Source organism: Streptomyces sp. NPDC104106, assembly GCF_055584345.1.
Genome location: NZ_JBVJMF010000012.1, coordinates 26639 through 43700, shown reverse-complemented (window position 1 = coordinate 43700; position 17062 = coordinate 26639). Strand labels below are relative to the sequence as shown.

15 protein-coding genes and 1 pseudogene are annotated in these 17062 nt (G+C 71.2%); 10 read left to right on the top strand and 6 right to left on the bottom strand.

Annotation, left to right across the window (positions count from 1 at the left end):
- Window positions 1-172 precede the first annotated feature (172 nt).
- Window positions 173-1720 (top strand): sialidase family protein, encoded by a 1548-nt coding sequence (locus tag ACZ60X_RS26450; protein ID WP_469603206.1) that lies wholly within the window; start codon window positions 173-175, stop codon window positions 1718-1720.
- 251 nt (window positions 1721-1971) lie between these two features.
- Here the strand turns inward: ACZ60X_RS26450 and ACZ60X_RS26445 are convergent, their stop codons facing one another.
- Complete coding sequence (locus ACZ60X_RS26445) at window positions 1972-3192, bottom strand: metallophosphoesterase (protein WP_469603203.1); 1221 nt, start codon at window positions 3190-3192, stop codon at window positions 1972-1974.
- A 160-nt stretch (window positions 3193-3352) separates the two neighbouring features.
- Window positions 3353-3716: pseudogene (locus ACZ60X_RS26440) on the bottom strand (IS110 family transposase); the annotation flags it as partial.
- A 67-nt stretch (window positions 3717-3783) separates the two neighbouring features.
- Here ACZ60X_RS26440 and ACZ60X_RS26435 point away from each other — a divergent pair.
- Window positions 3784-4530 (top strand): phosphotransferase family protein, encoded by a 747-nt coding sequence (locus tag ACZ60X_RS26435; protein WP_469603201.1) that lies wholly within the window; start codon window positions 3784-3786, stop codon window positions 4528-4530.
- Window positions 4531-4806: 276 nt separating this feature from the next.
- Window positions 4807-5436, top strand: coding sequence for an oligopeptide/dipeptide ABC transporter ATP-binding protein (locus tag ACZ60X_RS26430; RefSeq protein ID WP_469603199.1), 630 nt, complete (start codon window positions 4807-4809; stop codon window positions 5434-5436).
- 12 nt (window positions 5437-5448) lie between these two features.
- Here the strand turns inward: ACZ60X_RS26430 and ACZ60X_RS26425 are convergent, their stop codons facing one another.
- Window positions 5449-5622 carry a hypothetical protein gene (locus tag ACZ60X_RS26425; RefSeq protein WP_469603195.1) on the bottom strand — a complete coding sequence of 58 codons (174 nt, stop codon included), beginning with the start codon at window positions 5620-5622 and terminating at the stop codon, window positions 5449-5451.
- A gap of 685 nt (window positions 5623-6307) precedes the next feature.
- On the opposite strand from ACZ60X_RS26425, the gene ACZ60X_RS26420 reads away from it, so the two are divergent.
- Window positions 6308-6553 (top strand): hypothetical protein, encoded by a 246-nt coding sequence (locus tag ACZ60X_RS26420; protein ID WP_469603192.1) that lies wholly within the window; start codon window positions 6308-6310, stop codon window positions 6551-6553.
- Between the two features lie 36 nt (window positions 6554-6589).
- Here the strand turns inward: ACZ60X_RS26420 and ACZ60X_RS26415 are convergent, their stop codons facing one another.
- Together ACZ60X_RS26415 and ACZ60X_RS26410 are read right to left on the bottom strand one after the other, a co-directional pair.
- Window positions 6590-8104 carry a sensor histidine kinase gene (locus ACZ60X_RS26415; RefSeq protein ID WP_469603189.1) on the bottom strand — a complete coding sequence of 505 codons (1515 nt, stop codon included), beginning with the start codon at window positions 8102-8104 and terminating at the stop codon, window positions 6590-6592.
- A complete protein-coding gene (locus tag ACZ60X_RS26410) occupies window positions 8101-8859 on the bottom strand; it encodes a response regulator transcription factor (protein ID WP_469603186.1) in 759 nt (252 codons plus the stop codon). Before ACZ60X_RS26410 ends, ACZ60X_RS26415 begins: the two co-directional genes overlap by 4 nt.
- 409 nt (window positions 8860-9268) lie before the next feature.
- Between ACZ60X_RS26410 and ACZ60X_RS26405 the strand changes: the two genes are divergently transcribed.
- From ACZ60X_RS26405 to ACZ60X_RS26380, 6 genes are all read left to right on the top strand, one after another.
- Window positions 9269-10843, top strand: coding sequence for an IucA/IucC family protein (locus tag ACZ60X_RS26405; protein WP_469603183.1), 1575 nt, complete (start codon window positions 9269-9271; stop codon window positions 10841-10843).
- 37 nt (window positions 10844-10880) lie between these two features.
- Window positions 10881-12575 carry an IucA/IucC family protein gene (locus tag ACZ60X_RS26400; RefSeq protein ID WP_469603180.1) on the top strand — a complete coding sequence of 565 codons (1695 nt, stop codon included), beginning with the start codon at window positions 10881-10883 and terminating at the stop codon, window positions 12573-12575.
- A complete protein-coding gene (locus ACZ60X_RS26395) occupies window positions 12572-13786 on the top strand; it encodes a type III PLP-dependent enzyme (protein ID WP_469603177.1) in 1215 nt (404 codons plus the stop codon). Before ACZ60X_RS26400 ends, ACZ60X_RS26395 begins: the two co-directional genes overlap by 4 nt.
- A complete protein-coding gene (locus ACZ60X_RS26390; RefSeq protein WP_469603174.1) occupies window positions 13783-15075 on the top strand; it encodes an MFS transporter in 1293 nt (430 codons plus the stop codon). The genes ACZ60X_RS26395 and ACZ60X_RS26390 overlap by 4 nt, the downstream gene beginning before the upstream one ends.
- A 98-nt stretch (window positions 15076-15173) precedes the next feature.
- Window positions 15174-15407, top strand: a complete 234-nt coding sequence (locus ACZ60X_RS26385; RefSeq protein ID WP_469603171.1) for a hypothetical protein — start codon at window positions 15174-15176, stop codon at window positions 15405-15407.
- Between the two features lie 403 nt (window positions 15408-15810).
- A complete protein-coding gene (locus tag ACZ60X_RS26380; protein ID WP_469603169.1) occupies window positions 15811-16050 on the top strand; it encodes a hypothetical protein in 240 nt (79 codons plus the stop codon).
- A 183-nt stretch (window positions 16051-16233) separates the two neighbouring features.
- Here the strand turns inward: ACZ60X_RS26380 and ACZ60X_RS26375 are convergent, their stop codons facing one another.
- Entirely contained in the window at window positions 16234-16464 is a 231-nt protein-coding gene (locus ACZ60X_RS26375; RefSeq protein WP_469603166.1) for a hypothetical protein, read from the bottom strand.
- Window positions 16465-17062 lie beyond the last annotated feature (598 nt).

Here is a 17062-nt window from a genome sequence, read left to right as displayed (position 1 = left end):
ACGTGTCCTTGACTACTTCCTTCAACTCCGCCCACACAGCGCAGGACTAGGCTCGCCGGGCGACTCATGTCCCGGCGACACCGGGACCGTGCCTGCGCCAGCACAGCCCAAGACGAACCGTCATCGCGGAATTGGGGGAATCGCCATGCGCACATGTACAAGAGCGTCTCTCGTGGCCGCCGCCGCTGCGTTCCTGCTTGTCACCACGGTGGGCAGTTCCGCAGCTTCGGGCGACAGTCAGCCCGTTCACCTGGTTTCACCCAGTGATCCTTACGCCGCCTGTGACATCAGCGGCGACGGGACGGGCACCAACTACCTGTCTGCCGAGGACGAGCCGTACGTCACCGTATCCCCGCGCGATCGGCGCGAGGCGGTCGGGATCTTCCAGCAGGATCGCTGGTCCAATGGCGGCGCCCGGGGGCTGACCGCCTCGTACACCCACGACGGGCGGCACTTCACCGAGACCCCGCTGCCGTTCTCGCACTGCGCGCCGGGTGGGCTGAACTACCAGCGGGCGTCCGACGGCTGGGTGAGCACCGGCCCCGACGGCACCGTCTACGCCAGCGGCCTCGTGTTCGACGCCACCGACGCGCGCAACGGCGTGGCCGCCTCGACGTCGTACGACGGCGGACGCACCTGGCAGCACACAACCCCGCTGATCGACGACACCCAGGCGCAGTACACCGACGACAAGAACGCCGTCACCGCCGACCCGGTCCACCCCCGCGTCGCCTACCAGGTCTGGGACCGCATCGACGAGGACGACTCCGCCAAGGTCTACGACGGGCCCGCCTACATCTCCATCACCCGTGACGGCGGCCGGCACTGGTCCACGGCCCGCCCGTTCGTGGACACCTCCGTCGTCCCGCACTCCCAGACCATCGGCAACGTCATCGTCGTCGACCCGCGCACCGACACCCTCTACGACGTCTTCGACTGGCAGACGTACGACATCGACTACAGCACCGGCACCTTCACGCCCACCGACCTGCACTTCGCCGTCGTGAAGTCGAGCGACGAGGGCCGCACGTGGAGCAAGCCGGTCACCATCGCCAAGGACACGTCGGTGCCGGAGGTCGATCCCAACGCCCCCACCGATGCGACCAAGTCGCTGCGAGCGGGCGGGGGCCTGCCGAACGTCGCCATCGACCCACGCACCGGCGAGCTGTACGTCGCCTACGAGGGCTCCGACTTCAGCGCCGGTGCCTACGACTCCGTGGAACTGGTCCACTCGGTGGACGGCGGCCGGACCTGGTCGGCCCCGAAGCGGGTCAACACTGTCGCCTCCGCGCCCGCCTTCACACCCTCCATCAGCGTGGACGCACGGGGCACGGTGGCGATCACCTACTACGACGTGCGCTACCTCGCCGCGGGGAACACCGCCACCCTGCCCACCGCCGCGTGGCTGGTCACCCTGCCCCGAGGTGCGGAAGGCCGTGCCACCGAGCGTCGAGTCTCTCAGGTCTTCGACTGGCTGCAGGCCCCTTACGCCGGGGGCCACTTCCTCGGGGACTACGAGGGCCTCGCCACTGACGGCCGCATCGATGTACGGCCGCTGTTCGTCGAGACCCATGCCGACGCGCCGCAGAACTCAACGGACGCCTACAGCGGTGTGCTCCCCACCGGAGGGCACCACGGATCCTGCGCCGGGACTGCGACCCCGGCCGCATCTCGCGCCACTGGAACCCTGGGAGCCCGGCCACGCCGGATCGCCCGGTGATCGAAGGATCCCGCTGAAGAAGGCGGCGAGCCGTAACTCGGTCCCGCAGGCGATCGTCCCGCCGCACGTGCGGAGGCTCGTCGAGGTACGCCACCACGGCGGCACCTGCCTCCTGCGGGCCACTCAACGCCGAGCCGCTCGAGACGAAGCTCGCGGCGTCCGAGCCCGTGCGTAGCACCGGCGCCGACCTCGCCAAAGGCAACGCCGCGCTGGCTGCCGCGACGGGCGCGGTCACCCGGGGCCAGCTCCTGCTACGTCGAGGTGGGCAGGTGCGGGGAGCGGAGCACGAGCAGGGTGATCTCGCTGGGGGCGAAGACGCGGAACGGCGGACCCCAGAAGCCGGTGCCGCGGCTGGTGTAGAGGAGGGTGCGGGTGCCGTGGTGGCTGAGGCCGGCGAGGGCGGGCTGGTCGATGCGGACCAGGTGGTGGAAGGGCCAGATCTGGCCGCCGTGGGTGTGGCCGGAGAGTTGGAGGTCGATGCCGGCTGCTGCTGCGCGGTCGACGAACTTGGGCTGGTGAGCCAGGAGCAGGACGGGCAGGTCGGGGTCGGCACCGTCCAAGGCTCCGGCGAGGTGGGCGCGATGGCCCTCCAGACCGGAGGACTCGGCGGTGACGTCGTCCACGCCGGCGACCACGAGGGTGTCCCCTCCGCGTTCGAGCAGCAGATGGCGGTTGCGCAGCGGCTCCCAGCCCAGCTCGTCCATCAGGTCGACCCAGCCCTGGGCCTCGCTGTAGTACTCGTGGTTGCCGGTGACGTAGACCCGGGCCCGGGTGGCCCGCACGGTTCCGAGTGGAGCCGCCTGGGCGCGGCGGCGATCGGCCGTGCCGTCCGCGATGTCGCCGGTGTGGCAGACCAGGTCGGCTTCCAGGGCGTTCACCGCCTCGCATACCCGCGCCGACCAGCGGGCGCGATCGAGTGGGCCGTAGTGGGTGTCGGTGATGAGGACGACGCGGGTGCCGTCCAACCCGGCACCCAGTCGCGGGAGTTGCACGTCGAGTCGGCGCACGCGTGGTACGCGGCGGGCCTCGGCGTACCCCCAGGCGAGCAGTGCGGCGGAAATGCCGAGGACGGCCCACGTGACGATGCGGGCGCGGTCCTGACTCTCGCCGACGCCGGCCACGGTCAGGGCCAGCCGCAAGAGGACGCCGAGCAGAACGGACCAGGTGAACAGGACCCAGCTGGTGCCCAGCAGGGTGTCACCGACGATCGCCGCCCGGTCCTGTTGGCGCCGGCCGTGGCCGCGCACCATCGCGAGCGGCATACACATGAGGCCGAGGGCGAACAGGGCGGTGCCGACCAGCGTGACGGGCAGCGGCCAGTGCTGGCCGGTGTACAGGAGCACCCAGCAGGGCACGGCCCACAGCAGGACGGGGGCGATCAGGGGGATGTAGCGCATCAGGCGATGCAGTCGGCTCTGCCGCGGCGCTTGCGCTTCACCCTCGGCGGGTCGGATGTCGCTGGTGTCGGTCACGCTTCCCCTCCCTGACCGGGCTGCCGTCTCGCGCACTGTATCCGGTGACCCTCGGGCCGGTTGGACCGGCGTTCACGGGCGCGGCCCCTTGGGGCGAAGGGTTCTCTGCGGGAAGCCAAGACTTTGCCGCAGCACCTCGCCCGGCGTGAGCCGCGATCAGGGCGCTGCCACCGGCGGTGGCGGCGACCGTATCGGCGCCCTGGGCGCCGCAGTTGGCCGGGCAAACCGTCACCCGAGTCCGGCCGCGGCGCCGGATGGCGGCAGGGGGGACTGGTACCCGGCCCGCAGCACCAGCGCACCTTTGGGCGTTGAGTGGTCGAAAGCCCGCTCCAGCGCGGGGAAGACGCCAGTGAAGTCGTTGCGGTGGCGGGCGGTCTCAGCGATGATGCAGGCGCCGGGGCGTCCGTTTTGCCCTCGCCCCGGTAGGTGCCCGACATCCGGTTGACCGCGCGGCCGGGCACGTCGACGGCTCGCCGGCCGTGAGCCGCGACCCTCGCCGGAGCCTTGGACGGCGCCGACCCCGACCTGCCCGCCCTTCGCACGCGACAAAACCGGCGACGTCGGCGGTCATCCCCGGGATACTGGTCGCCCATGGATGAGGTCAAGGTCGTCGTCGCCCATTCCGAGCGCGCGACCCTGCGCGTCGGCGACGTGTTTTTGAAGGTGGACGCCGATCAGGCGCGCATCGAAGCCGAGGTCGAGGCGATGGCCCTGGCGCCGGTCCCGACGCCGGAGGTCCTGTGGTGCAAGCCGCCCGTGCTCGCGCTGGCTGCACTCCCGGGGACGACGCTTGGACGCCTCGGCGGGCCGTCCACCGGGTCGCCGGCGGCGTGGGCCGCGGCGGGCGCCGCCATCCGAAAGCTGCACGACGCGCCGCTGCCGCCCCGGCCCGGCCGGGCCGGCCGGAGCATCGTCGCGCTGGCGGCGGAACTCGACGACGAGTGCGAGTTGCTCGTGACGAACGGCCTCCTGCCCGCCGGCCTGGTCGCCCGCAACCGCCAGGTCGCCGAGGCCGCGCTCCGGCCCTGGACGCCGGCGTTCACGCACGGCGACCTGCAGATCGCGCACGTCTTCGTCGACGGCGACGAGGTCACCGGCATCATCGACTGGTCCGAGGCGGGCCAGGGTGATGCCCTGTACGACCTCGCCACCTTCACGCTGGGACACGAGGAGCACCTCGACGACGTCGTCGCCGGCTATGGCACCGAAATCGACCTCGATGTGATCCACGCGTGGTGGTCGTTGCGCAGCCTGCTGGCGGTTCGCTGGCTGATCGAGCACGACTTCGACCCCTGCGCGCCGGGCTGTGAGATCGACGTGCTGAGATCCCGGATGTGAGGCTGCGCGGGCCCCACTGCTGCGTTCTGACGTATCGAGAGCCACAGGCCGCTGAACCAGTGCGGCAGCGCGATCGCTCCTTCCACGACCCAGCGGTACACGCCCAGGCCGACAGCCGTGCCCAGTGCCTTCGCCGGACAGGGTGCGGGGTGATCCGGGACCGGCGCGCCTTGTCCCGTACAGCTCGTGGTCATAGCCGCGGTCGGCGTACAGATGGATCAGCGGAATCGGTTGGGTGACGTCGTTGCGGTTGCCGCCGGTGGTGCTTGCTGCCGGGTGGTTCTCGAGCTGCTCGCCGAGGTCGGTCTGCCCGAGCGGGGCCAGGAGCTGTACCCGCACGAGTTCTCCGGCGGTCAGCGTCAGCGCATCGGCCTGGCCCGCGCGCTCGCGCTCACCCCGAAGCTGATCGTCGCCGACGAACCGGTGTCAGCGCTGGACGTGTCCGTACGGGCCCAGGTGCTCAACCTCATGAAGCGGCTCCAGGCGTCACACGGTCCGTCGTACCTCCTCATCTCCCACGACCTCGCTGTCGTCCGTCACCTCGCCGACCGGATCGGCGTGATGTACCTGGGCCGTATGGTCGAGGTCGGAAGCGCCGACGACATCCATCTGCGCGCCGCCCACCCCTACACCGCCGGCCTGTTGAAGGCCGTTCCGGTGCCGGACCCGGAAGTGGAACGGGTCAAGCGCGGCACCGGGATCAGCGGCGAACTGCCCAGCCCCGTAGACCCGCCCTCGGGATGCCGCTTCCGTACCCGCTGCCCACTGGCCCGTGAGCGGTGCGCGCACGAAGAGCCCTCCTTGCGCCCCTTCGCCACCGGCCAGATCGCGGCCTGCCACTTCCCCCTCCGCCCGGCACTCTCCGACACCGCGGCAACGGCGACGGGCACCCCGCCCCCTCGGTAAGCCCCAGGCGGATCACTCGGGGAAGAGGTTCGCGGGGGACCGAGAGCCGGCAGTGCTCGCGCAGGGTCCCGTGCCTCCGTACTCCGCGTGGAACAGCCCCTTGTCGCGCGGGATCGGCAGCACGTGCTCGGCGACGTCCGCGAGGCCCGACGACAGGACGGGCGCCCTGATGCCGAACCCGTCCACGGCATCGCCCTCGAACGCCGCGGCGCGGCGGGACCAAGGAGGAGCCGAGCCCGTGCTTGTCCGGCACAGGCCATGGAAGGCGTTCCCGGGCCTGGAGCGGTCGCCGAGGAACCCCGCGGCGCAAGGGGCGTGGACTGGTCGCAGGGTTGTCCTCCGTGGCCACGAACGGGAGGACCGACCCGGGCGGGGGCATGGGCTGCCGGGCGGCCTTCGTCACTTCGACCGGCCGGCAGGCTCAGGATCCGTCGCGCTCGCGGGAGTCTTCCGACGCGTTTCGATCACCACCGGCAATGCCGTTGGAGAGGGTGGCCGCGTAGGCGCGTACGGCGTCGAGGGCGGCGGGGGCGGCGGATGCGGCGCCGAAGACGGCTTCGGCGTCGGCGCCGTGGGCCTCCAGCGCGCCGGGGCGTGTCGCCGTGGCGGATCGCGCGGGCGGAGCGGTGGCGGGTCGTTAGCCGAAGTGTCCTTCGCAGGGCCTGTTCGCAGGACCCGTCGCGGGCCTGGGACTCCGTTTCGTCACCTGGCGAACCGCATTTCGTCCGTGCCGCTGTGTGGACGGGGTCGATGCCGCCCCAGCACAGTGCCCGGATGACCTCCTGCCTATCGTCGGTGGTCAGCACGAAGTCACCGTTGATCGCAGCCCGCCCAGCGGGTGGAAGCCGATGGCGGTGGTGATGCCGACGGTGTGAAGGAGGCGTCGGCCGTCGGTGACGGGCTACGCGGGGGCGAAGAAGAACCGGTAGACGCCGCCGGCGGCGCACTCCGCGCCGGCATCGACGCCGACGACGCGATCGTCGTCGCCCTCGGACTGCGCACGGTCATCCGGCAGGCCGGCGCGGGCACCCTCACTCGGCACTGGCCAGGCACCGAGGACGGGCTCAACGTGGTGCGCCGCCTCGCCGGACCGCCGGGCACCGCGCCGCGGGAGTAGCTGCGGGTAGCCCTGTGACCGGCGTCCGGCTGATCACTACCTCGCTCCCGGCCCTCTCCTGCCAAAGCTCCCACGAGCCTGTAGTGAGCCGTGAGACCGCTGGCTCTGACTCGCGAGGATGCCCGTCACAGCGGCATCCGGATGCGCGCGGTGAGTACGGCTCGCGGCACACCGGAGTCGGACGACGGCGTCGAGCCCACCACCCGGGGCTGCCTCAAGGCTGACCTCGCCGCCGCTGGCTTGGGTGAGCTGCCGGACCATCGGCAGGCCGAGACCCGTGCCGTCGTGGTCGGCATCGGGAGCCCGCCAGAACCGGTCGAAGGCTCGGTGCCGTTCGGCCTCGGACATGCCGGGCCCCTGGTCCATCACGTGCAGTTCGGCCATGGGCGGGGTGCGGCTGCCTTCCCTGGGGACGGAGGCGGTCGTCAGGGCGATGGCGGTTCCCGGTGGGGAGACGCGGAGTGCGTTCGAGAGCAGGTTGTCGATGATCTGCTCCAGCGCGCCCGGCACCGCCCAGACCCGAGCGGCGGTGGCTCCGGAGACGACGATGCCGACCTGCTGTTCGTCGGCGAAGGCCGTCCAGATGGCGGCGCGGTCGGCGACGACGGCGTCCAGGTCGACAGCCTCGGGCCGGATCGCCGAGTTCTCCAGCCGGGCGAGCGCCAGCAGCCCCTGCACCATACGGCTGAGCCGCTCGAGCTCGCCGAGTGCCTGGTCGAGGCTGTCCTGGGCGCAGGGAGCGAGGTGCGGCTCGAAGTTCTCCAGGCGCAGGCGGAGGGAGGTCAGCGGAGTTTTCAGCTGGTGGGACGCTTCGGAGGCGAATGCCTGCTGGGCCTGGAGCAGGTGCTGGAGCCGGGTCGCGGTTCTGGTGAACGAGGCGGCCAGCCGGCGTAGTTCCGGCGGTCCGTGATCGGTGGCCGGTGGATCGGTGATCCGGCCTTCGGCAAGTTGTGCGGTGGCGCGTTCCAGGGCCTGCAGGGGACGGGTGACCGAGCGGGCGAGTGCGAAGCCGATCAGGGAGACGGCGGCCAGGACCCCGAGGCCGACAGCGCCGAGGGCCAGCCAGGTGGTGTGGATCTTCCCCTTGAGCGGGCCCAGCGCATAGACCGTTCGCACCACACAGACGACGGTTGCGTTCGAGCCACCCGGCACGGTGACGAAGAGGACCTCGCCACCCGTGGAAGGATCACTGCCGGTGCCGACGGCGGGCTGACCCCGTAGGGCGGTGGAGATGTCCGGCTCGGCGGACAGGTCTTTGCCGACCAGGGCGCGGGCGGCGGTGTCGGTGAGGACGATGCCCCTGTGGCCGGCGACGAGCACGCGGCTGCCGGTGCGCTGCCCGTACGCGCGGGCCAGTTCGGGCAAGTCGGCCGTCAGCCCGTGCTCCATCTTGTCCTCGCAGACCTCGGCGAGCGTCATCGCCCCTTGCTGCGCCGCATGGGCGAAGCGGGACAGCTCGCTGCGGGCGTAGAAGATGCCGAACGGCACTTCGAGCGCGAGCAGGACGAACAGCATGAGGCTCAGGTGGCTGAGCAGCAGGCGACGTGTCACCGGGCCCCTCCGCCGCCCGCTGACTGCGTGGCGGGCGTGGTTTCGGCGTGTGCCGGGGGTACCAGGCGGAAGCCGATTCCGCGGATGTTCTCGATCCAGGAGGAGTCGCCGAGTTTGCGGCGCAGGGCGGCGATGTGGACGTCCAGGGTCTTGGTGGGGCCGAAGAAGTTCGGTTCCCATGCCGTGTCGAGGATCTGCTGACGGGAGCAGACGGCTCCGGGGTCTTCGGCCAGGCAGACGAGCAGGTCGAACTCCTTGGGCGCCAAGGCGATGGGCGTCTGGTACAGGTGCACCTGCCGGGTGCGACGGTCAATGCTCAGCGGGCCGACCCATTGGAGGCGGGACGTCCCCGGTCGTGCCAGGTCACCCGAGGGCTGCCGCTCCTCGCGGCAGGTGTCCGGCAGAGGCCGCGCGCGGCGGGTGACGGCTCGGATCCGGGCGACGAGCTCGCGCACCCCGAACGGCTTGGAGACGTAGTCGTCCGCGCCCAGTTCGAGGCCGAGCACGCGATCGACCTCGTCGTCCCTGGCCGTGATCATGATGATCGGCACGGACGAGCGGGCTCGGAGCGCACGGCACACGTCGAGGCCATCCATGTCGGGCAGTCCCAGGTCCAGCAGCACCATCGCTGCCTCCGGCGCGGCGAGGCCGGCGGCACCGTTTCTGGCATGTTCGACGGTGAATCCGAATCGGCTCAGCCCCTCCGTCAAGGGTCCGGCCACCCGGTCGTCGTCCTCGATCAGCAAGACACGCATGCCGAAAGGCTCACAGACCTCGGCCGGGGGGTGCGGCGCAAACGCCGGAACCTCCCCCGAGCCGGTGATCCTCCACGGACGGCCCAACCACGGAAGCGCGGCGCGATGACGACATCCAGGAAATCGACAGCGTGGAGCAAGCGCGGAGTTAAGGTCGCGAACGTCAGTGTCCGATTCCTCCAGGTGACAGCCGAGAACTGATTTAAGGTCAGGTCGCGTGGAAGGAAAGCCTTCCCGGTGGAATCAGCGGGAGGCGAGGACGGAAAAACGCTTCATCGGAGGAATTCGGCGATTCCCGCTGTATGTGCTCTTGCAATCCGCTTGATCGTCTTCCCGTAGCGTCGATCGCACGGCCGGTGCCATTGGAGCACCGCGCGACAAGCGCCCCCACAAGCACCTGGGATGCCCCATGCCCCTTGATGAACTACGCCGCACGCGCCCGGACCTGGTGGAGCCCTTCACGACCGCACTCCCCACGGCACGCGCCACCGTTCTGGCCCGGCTGTGGGGGGCCTTCGTACGAGAACCCCTGCCCGGCCTGAGCGGGCACCGCCGCGAGCCCGGCGCACGGGTGGTCGAGTTGCGGCGGGGTGGTTCACTCTCGGCGGCAGAGTCCAGCGCGCAGCCGTTCGCCGAGGTGTCCGAGGACTTCGCCGTAGCCGGGCCCGAGGGTCCGATCCGCGGGCCGGCGGAGCTGCTGGCGCAACTGGGTCTGCGTACCCCGGCGGCGCAGCGACTGGCGGCCGAGCTGGACAACAGCGTGGTCAACCTGGCCCTGGCCAGGGCCGCGAACTCCGGCGGAACAGTCCCGCCGAAGGACTCGGCGGATGCCGAGCAGGCGGTGGTCGACGGCCACCCGCAGCACCCCTGCTGCCGGACACGTACCGGCATGTCGGTCGCCGACGTACTCGCCTTCGCCCCCGAGCATCACCCCGTTGTCCAGCTGGCACTGCTCCGTGTCCCGGCCGACCGCTGGCAGGGCGCCGGCGAATGGCCGAGGCATCTGCGCGACGGCGACACGATCCTCCTCCCGCTGCACCCCTGGCAGCGCGACCACGTGCTCGCGCACCACCCCGATCTGGCCGTCGTGGAAGAGACGATCCCCGCCCGACCGCTGCTGTCGCTGCGCACCCTCGCCCCGCTGGGCGTCCTGCCCGGCTGCCACATCAAGACCGCGCTCGACGTGCAGGTCACCAATTACCGGCGCACCATCTCCCCGGCCGAGGTCGCCGACGGGCCCCCGCTGTCCGACCTGGTCGCGGCCGTCATCGACAAGGCCGGCTACGGCGGCAGCCTGCGCATCCTGCGGGAGCTGGGCGGCGGCGCGGTGCGCGTGGACGGACAGCCCTCCGCGAGCCTGGCGGCGATGATCCGGGAGTCGACCGAGTGCTACCTCGACGCCGGTGAGATCGCGGTTCCGCTCACCGCCGTGCACGCGACCGGAGCCGCCGTGGTGTCAGGCGACCCGGTGCGCTGGTTGGCGGACTTCGCCGGGCTGATCCTGCCGTCGGCGCTGACGCTGCTGTCCATGGGCGTGGCACTGGAGGCCCACGGCCAGAACACCCTGGTCGTGCTGCGCAACGGGCGGCCGGTACGCGTTCTGTACCGGGACCTGGACGGCGTACGCGTCAGCCCGCGCCGCTTGGCCCGGTGCGGTTTCACGCTGCCGCCGCTGCTCGGCACCCGCGCGGGCGACGACACCAGCGCACTGCGCACCAAGCTGTTCGGCGGCCTGATCAGCGGAGTCTTCAGCGAACTGGTCGCCGTCCTCAGCCGGACACGGGCGGCCGATCCCCGGGCGCTTTGGGGCGCGGTGGCCGAGATCGGCCGACAGGTGTACGCCGGCTTGCTGAACGAGGAGGACGCGGCGGCGTTCTTCGGCGACACGATGCCGTTGAAGGCGACGATCGCCATGCGTCTGGCCGAGAACCCGGGCAGGGCGCAGTGGACGCCCGTGCCCAACCCGCTGGCCCTGTGCCGTTGACATCCCACACGCATCGTCGTCCCACTGGAGTGACCGTATGACCACCGGCACCGCCCCCAAGCACCGCCTCGTCGCCGCATCGGTCGGTGAACCGGTGCGGACAGCCGACGCCGTCACCGCCCACACGCTGCTCAACTGCCTGATCCGCGAGGTGTCCGGGCCCGAGCACCAGGTGACCGTCGACCACGACCACCTCCTGCTACGCCTGCCCCGCCGGGGCATCCTGCTGCGGTGCCCGCTGCGCCGGGTCTCGCTGGTGGGAGCCCACCGCTTCCAGGGCCCGGTGCAGCGGCTCGACGACGACGCCTGGACGACGGTGGGCTGGCGGGAGCTGGCCGGTTACGTCCAGGACGAACTGGAACTGCGCACGGGTGTCGCCAACGAGGAGTTCCTGAACCAGGTCGGCGACAGCCGGGAGACGATCCGCACCGCCCTGGAGGAGCGGGCGGGCGCCGCGCCGCACCCGGATCCGTACGTGGCGTCGGAGCAGTCCCTGGTGTTCGGTCATCGCTTCCACCCCACCCCCAAGTCCCGCACCGGCGACCCGGCGGACTGGCTGGCGTACGGCCCGGAGACCGGCGCCCGCTTCCGCCTGCGCTACCTGGCAGTGCGCCGCCATCTCATCTGTGAGGAGGGCGAGTTGCGGGAGATGGACGCGCTGTGCCCGACGGCCGACCCGGGATTCGTGATCCTGCCGGTGCACCCCTGGCAGTACCGGCTGCTCCAGGACCACGACCGGCTACGGAAGGCAGTGGCCGCCGGTGATGTCGTCGACACCGGGGTGAGCGGACCGGAGCTGGTGCCGACCGCATCCGTGCGCACGCTGTACGACCCCGGCACCGACACCTTCCTGAAGTTCAGCCTGAACGTCCGCCTCACCAACTGCGTCCGCAGACACGCGAGTTACGAACTGACCGGCGCTGTCACCCTCAACCGGCTGCTCCAGCCCGTCTTCACCGAACTGGCCGGCCGCTTCCCGGGATGCGCGCTCCTTGCCGAGCCCGGGTACCGCACGCTCGACTCCACGGGCGAACTCCTGGAGGGCCTCGGCGTCATCGTCCGCTCCGGCCTGCGCCCCCACCTGCGTCCCGGGGTGACCCCTTTGCTGGCCGCCGCGGTGGCGGACGAGTACCCGACCGGGACAGCCCACGTCTCCCACCTGCTCGCCCGCGGCGACGGGGACGTCCTGGCCTGGTGGGACGCATATCTGGGGCTGCTGCTGCCACCTGTGCTGGCCGCCTACTTCGAACACGGCGTCGTCCTGGAACCCCATCTGCAGAACGTCGTCGTGGGCGTGCAGCCCGACGGCGCCCCGGCGCAGATGCTCTTCCGCGACCTGGAAGGCACCAAGCTCCTGCCCGCGCACCACCAGCGCGCCCTCGACACCCTGCCCGAGGACGTCCGAGGTCCCCTCACCTATGACCCCGAACGCGGCTGGAACCGGGTCGCGTACTGCCTCCTGGTCAACCACACCGCCGAAGTGCTCAGCGCCCTGGCCGACCTCGACCCGACGCTGGAACCCGCCCTCTGGGGCCTGGTCCGCGACCACCTCGAAGCCTACGCCCGCACCGCCGCTGACCCACCTCGCCTGCGCGCCCTGCTCTCCGGCGTACCTCTGCCCGCCAAGGCGAACCTCCTCCTGCGCTGGTCCCGCGAGGCCGACCGGCACGCCACCTACGTCCCCCTGCCCAGCCCCCTCGGCGCCGACTTCCCCCGCGAGGTGGTCCGGTGAGGCCCGCACTGCTCGAGCACGTCCGACGGCTGACCGACGACGACCTGCCCGCGTACATCTACGACCTCCCGGCCCTGCGCGAGCACGTGCACGCGATCCGGGCCGCACTGCCGGAACGCGTCGAGCTGCTGTACGCGGTCAAGGCCAACTCCGACCCCCGGATCCTGCGGACCCTGGCCGCGCACGTCGACGGCTTCGAGGTGGCCTCCGGCGGCGAGCTGAGCCACGTCCGCGCGCTCACTCCCGATACGCCGATCGCCTTCGGCGGCCCCGGCAAGACGCAGACAGAGCTGGCTCAGGCACTGGAAGCCGGAGTGGAGCGACTGCACGTCGAGAGCGAGCACGAGCTACGTCTCCTCACCACCCTGCTGGGCGACCGGAGCGCCGATGTCCTGCTGCGCGTCAACCTGCCCGTCGATCCCGGCCAGGTCGCCCTCGTCATGGGCGGCCACCCCAGCCCCTTCGGGATGGACCCCGCGCTGCTGGACCGCTGCCTGGAGCTGATCGCCTCGACCCCGGGTATCCGACTGCGTGGCCTGCACCTCCACCTGGCCAGCGGCCTGCGGGCCCCGGCCCAACTGGAGCTGATCGACGAGGTCCTGACCTGGGCCGAGGACTGGGCGCACGAACGCGGAGTCGACCTGTCCGAGGTGAACGCCGGCGGGGGAATGGGCGTCGATTACGCCCACCCGCGCAAGGTGTTCGACTGGTCCGCCTTCGGAGCCGGACTACGCCCGCTCCTGGCCCGCCACCCCCGCCTCAGGCTGCGGATCGAACCCGGCCGCTCGGTCACCGCCTACTGCGGCTGGTACGTCACCCAGGTGCTGGACATCAAGTTCAGCCGCGGGCAGGCGTTCGCCGTGCTGCGCGGAGGCACCCACCATCTGCGCACCCCGGCCGCGAAACAGCACGACCAGCCTTTCGAGGTGATCCCCGACGACATCTGGCCGCGGCACTGGGAACGCCCGGAGGCCCGGGACGAGCCGGTGACGCTGGTCGGCCAGCTGTGCACGCCCAAGGACGTCCTGGCACGCCGGGTCACGGTGAAACGGCTGCGCGTCGGTGACCGGGTCGCCTTCGCCTTGGCCGGCGCCTACGCCTGGAACATCTCCCACCACGCCTTTCTCATGCACCCGCACCCGACCGTCCACCACGTCGAAGATGTCGAGCTGTCCGTCACCGGCGGCGCGTACGCCCCTCGGGTTCCATGAGCGAGGGCTCTCGCCTGCCGGTGACGGCCGTGCTCACCGTCCGGAACTTCCGTCGCTACCTGCTCGGGCAGCTGACCTCCAACATCGGTACCTGGATGCAGCGTGCCGCGCAGGACCTGCTCGTGCTCCACCTCACCGGTAACAGCGGCGGCGCGGTCGGCATCGTGACCGCGCTGCAGTTCCTGCCGCAGACCCTGTTCGGCCTGACCGGCGGGGTCCTGGCCGACCGGTACCCCAAACGGCGGCTTCTGCTGCTCACCCAGACCGCCATGGGCGCGCAGTCACTCCTGCTCGGGCTGCTGACCGTCACCGGCGCGGTGAATCTGTGGTCCGTCCATGCGCTGGCCTTCGCCCTCGGCACCGCCACCGCCGTGGACAGCCCCGCCCGCAACGCCTACATCTCCGAACTGGTCGCCCGTGATCGCGTGGCCACGGCGGTCAGCCTGAACTCCGCCCAGTTCAACGTGGCACGCACCCTCGGCCCGGCTCTCGCCGGCCTGACGGTCGCCGCCTTCGGCACGGGCCCGGTGTTCCTCGTAAACGCCGCCTCGTACCTGCCCGTCCTCTACGGCCTGCTCACCATGCGTACAGACGACCCGCCGGACCACGGCCGGCCCCGAGTCGGTCGTACCCGACTGCGGGACGCCCTTCGTCACATCGCGTCGACGCCCGAACTGCTCCTGCCGATCAGTCTCATCGCCTTCGTCGGCACCTTCGGCCTCAACTTCCAGGTCACCATCTCCCTCGTGGCGATCACGGTCTTCCACACGGGCGCCGCCGCCTTCGGTTGCCTCTCCGCCGCGTACGCCCTGGGCAGCCTCATCGGCGCGATCTACGGGGCGAGCTGCGGTAAGCAACCCACCGCGCGCCGTCTGATCTCCACCACGGTCGTGTTCGGTGCGCTGGAAGCAGCGCAGGGCCTGATGCCGGGCTACGGCACGTTCACGGCGCTGCTGATCCCCACCGGATTCGCCGCGGTGCTCGTGACCACCACCGCCAACGCGCTGACCCAGTTCCATGCCGAAGCGGCACTGCGGGGCCGCGTCATGTCCGTCTACTTCCTGGTCCTCCTCGGCGGCACTCCCGTAGGTGCCCCCCTGGTCGGCCTGGTGTCGGACACCCTCGGCGCCTGCTCGACCCTGGTCCTGGGCGGCCTCGTCTCGGCGTCCTCCGCGCTCGCCCTCTCCGCCTTGATCACAGGCCGAATCCCACGACGTACCCGAATCACAGCAGCGGCCTTCGTCACCAGCTCAGCCCAGCCGACAGGGAACCGGCCGACCGACTGCTGAGGCATACGCGGCGACAGCTACCCGTCGAAGCCCCGCGTGACCTCGCCCTCCAGCGGCGGAAGCTGAAGGGGCTCGGAGCGCTGTATCTGCAGCAGTCCGTGTGTCTGCTGCCCGACCGGCCTGCCGTGGCCGCGGCTCTGGACGAGTTGCGGGAACGTGTGCGTAGGGAGGGTGGGCGGATCCGCGTCGTGCACGTCGGGGCCGGCGGCGAGGCCGAGCGTCGCGAACTCGCCGGGGAGCACCTGCATCCGAGGAACGGCGCCGCCCCGGCCGTCGTCACCGACACCAGCGGCCACCGCGTATCCACTTCACTCGCCGCAGCGCGACCGTAACCGCTCTTGGCCTCCTCGTACGGTGCTGTCGTAGTGCGGTGTTTCCCGCACCGCCAGTTCCGGCCGTGACGGCCCCGCGCCTCAGGCGGCTCGGCGCCCCTCGGCAGGAGGCCAGGGGGTGCCCGATCCGGTCGTGGCAGTCGATCTGGCTGCCGGGGGGAGTCCGGGGCGACCGCACCGACGAGGACGGGCGCGCCGCCGGGGCCGGGCTGGGTGTCTCCCGCCACCATGCGCCGTTTGGCGGGGTCGCCGTCGAGGACCGTCATGCCCGTGCCGAGTCCGGGCATGCCGGCGGACCGGATGCGTACGCCGTGCTGGTGGGACCAGACGCGGGGTACCGGTGTGAACGGGGCGGTGTCCTGGGGTCCTTGGAGGAGCGCCTCGGCGGCGTGGGGCCATCTCGATGGCGTTGATCCAGTGCTCGACGCGACGCGGGGTGTCGTCGGATCCCGGCGCGCACCCCGCCCTGGGCATGTTCTCCGCTCAGCCCGGCGGCACCGACCTCTCCGGCAGCGACTACAGCGGCATGTCGCCGGACGGCTTTGACACCTACTCGCTCTGGGCGGCCGGTGAGTACGGCGACGCCGTCTCCGCCACGACCTCGGCCACCTGGGCCACCGAGATCGGGGAGTACACCTGCTGACGCGCACGTAGCAGCCCGGTACTGGTGTTCCGCCCCAAGGAGGCCAGGCTGTGACCCGACGCGCGCCACCCCGATGGTGCGCCTTCGCAGCGCCGGGCCTGCTCACCGTTCTGGCCGACTGCGGCACCCAGTCGGCCACCACACCCGGCCGATCCGGCCAGGGTCCGATCAGCACCGGCACCCTCATGCCCGCTTGGCGCCCGTGCCCCAGGCGCCTGCCACCGGCTGGACGCCGCCCACCCCGCCCTCGAAGTGGCCATCGGCACCGAGGTCGAACTCCACCTGGCTCCAGGCGGTTTCATGCGCCCCAGACCAGCGGCCGCGCCGGCGCGCTGCGACGACACGGAGCGTGTGGAACGCCACCACCGCCGAGGCGCACTTCCGCGCCGTCCACGCTGGGACCAGTGTGCTCACGGCTGCGACCCCACCCTGCCCCGAAGTGACCGTCGCATGCCTCTCCCCCTACCGTGTGACCATCGTGGTTGCGGGGCGATGGACGCCCGCGCCACGACACCACCGAGCCTCACCTTCACCAACTCGGTGAATTCGCTTGAAATGGCGCAGAGCAGGGGGAAGTTCGGGTCCATGTGAGCCAGAAGGCAAACACCGCGACCATTTTTTCCTGTGGGCCCTTTGTGTGACTGCCACGCCAAGATCCCCTCTGCGCCGGGACACCCCACCGGCACCTCCGGGGCCACCTTGCCACCAGGGCATCCGCGGCGACGCCGTCCTGTCATGCCGCGGGGACCCGACTGTCGTGGGCGAGTTGGGGGAGGGCGTCGACGACGGTCCGTCAGCGGCGGTGCGACACGGCCTGCCGGTGACGAGCGGAGCGTCTGAACCGGCCATTCTGGGCCGCGGGCCGCGGGGCCGTGTCAAGCGGAAGGTCAAGGGCTCGTAAGAGACTTCAGGGGGGATCACGATGGCCCACCGGTTCCGGTCGACCGACCGCCGCTCGTCTCCTCCGGGCGCCGGACGTCCCGGTGCGGAGCACACGTCTGCTTCGGTAAGA

Bases quoted from the DNA above. Each gene is read 5' to 3' on its own strand.
- ACZ60X_RS26390 (WP_469603174.1), top strand. From the start codon at position 13,783: ATGAGCGAGGGCTCTCGCCTGCCGGTGACGGCCGTGCTCACCGTCCGG.
- ACZ60X_RS26410 (WP_469603186.1), bottom strand. From the start codon at position 8,859: ATGCGTGTCTTGCTGATCGAGGACGACGACCGGGTGGCCGGACCCTTG.
- ACZ60X_RS26405 (WP_469603183.1), top strand. From the start codon at position 9,269: ATGCCCCTTGATGAACTACGCCGCACGCGCCCGGACCTGGTGGAGCCC.
- ACZ60X_RS26400 (WP_469603180.1), top strand. From the start codon at position 10,881: ATGACCACCGGCACCGCCCCCAAGCACCGCCTCGTCGCCGCATCGGTC.
- ACZ60X_RS26380 (WP_469603169.1), top strand. From the start codon at position 15,811: ATGGCGTTGATCCAGTGCTCGACGCGACGCGGGGTGTCGTCGGATCCC.
- ACZ60X_RS26435 (WP_469603201.1), top strand. From the start codon at position 3,784: ATGGATGAGGTCAAGGTCGTCGTCGCCCATTCCGAGCGCGCGACCCTG.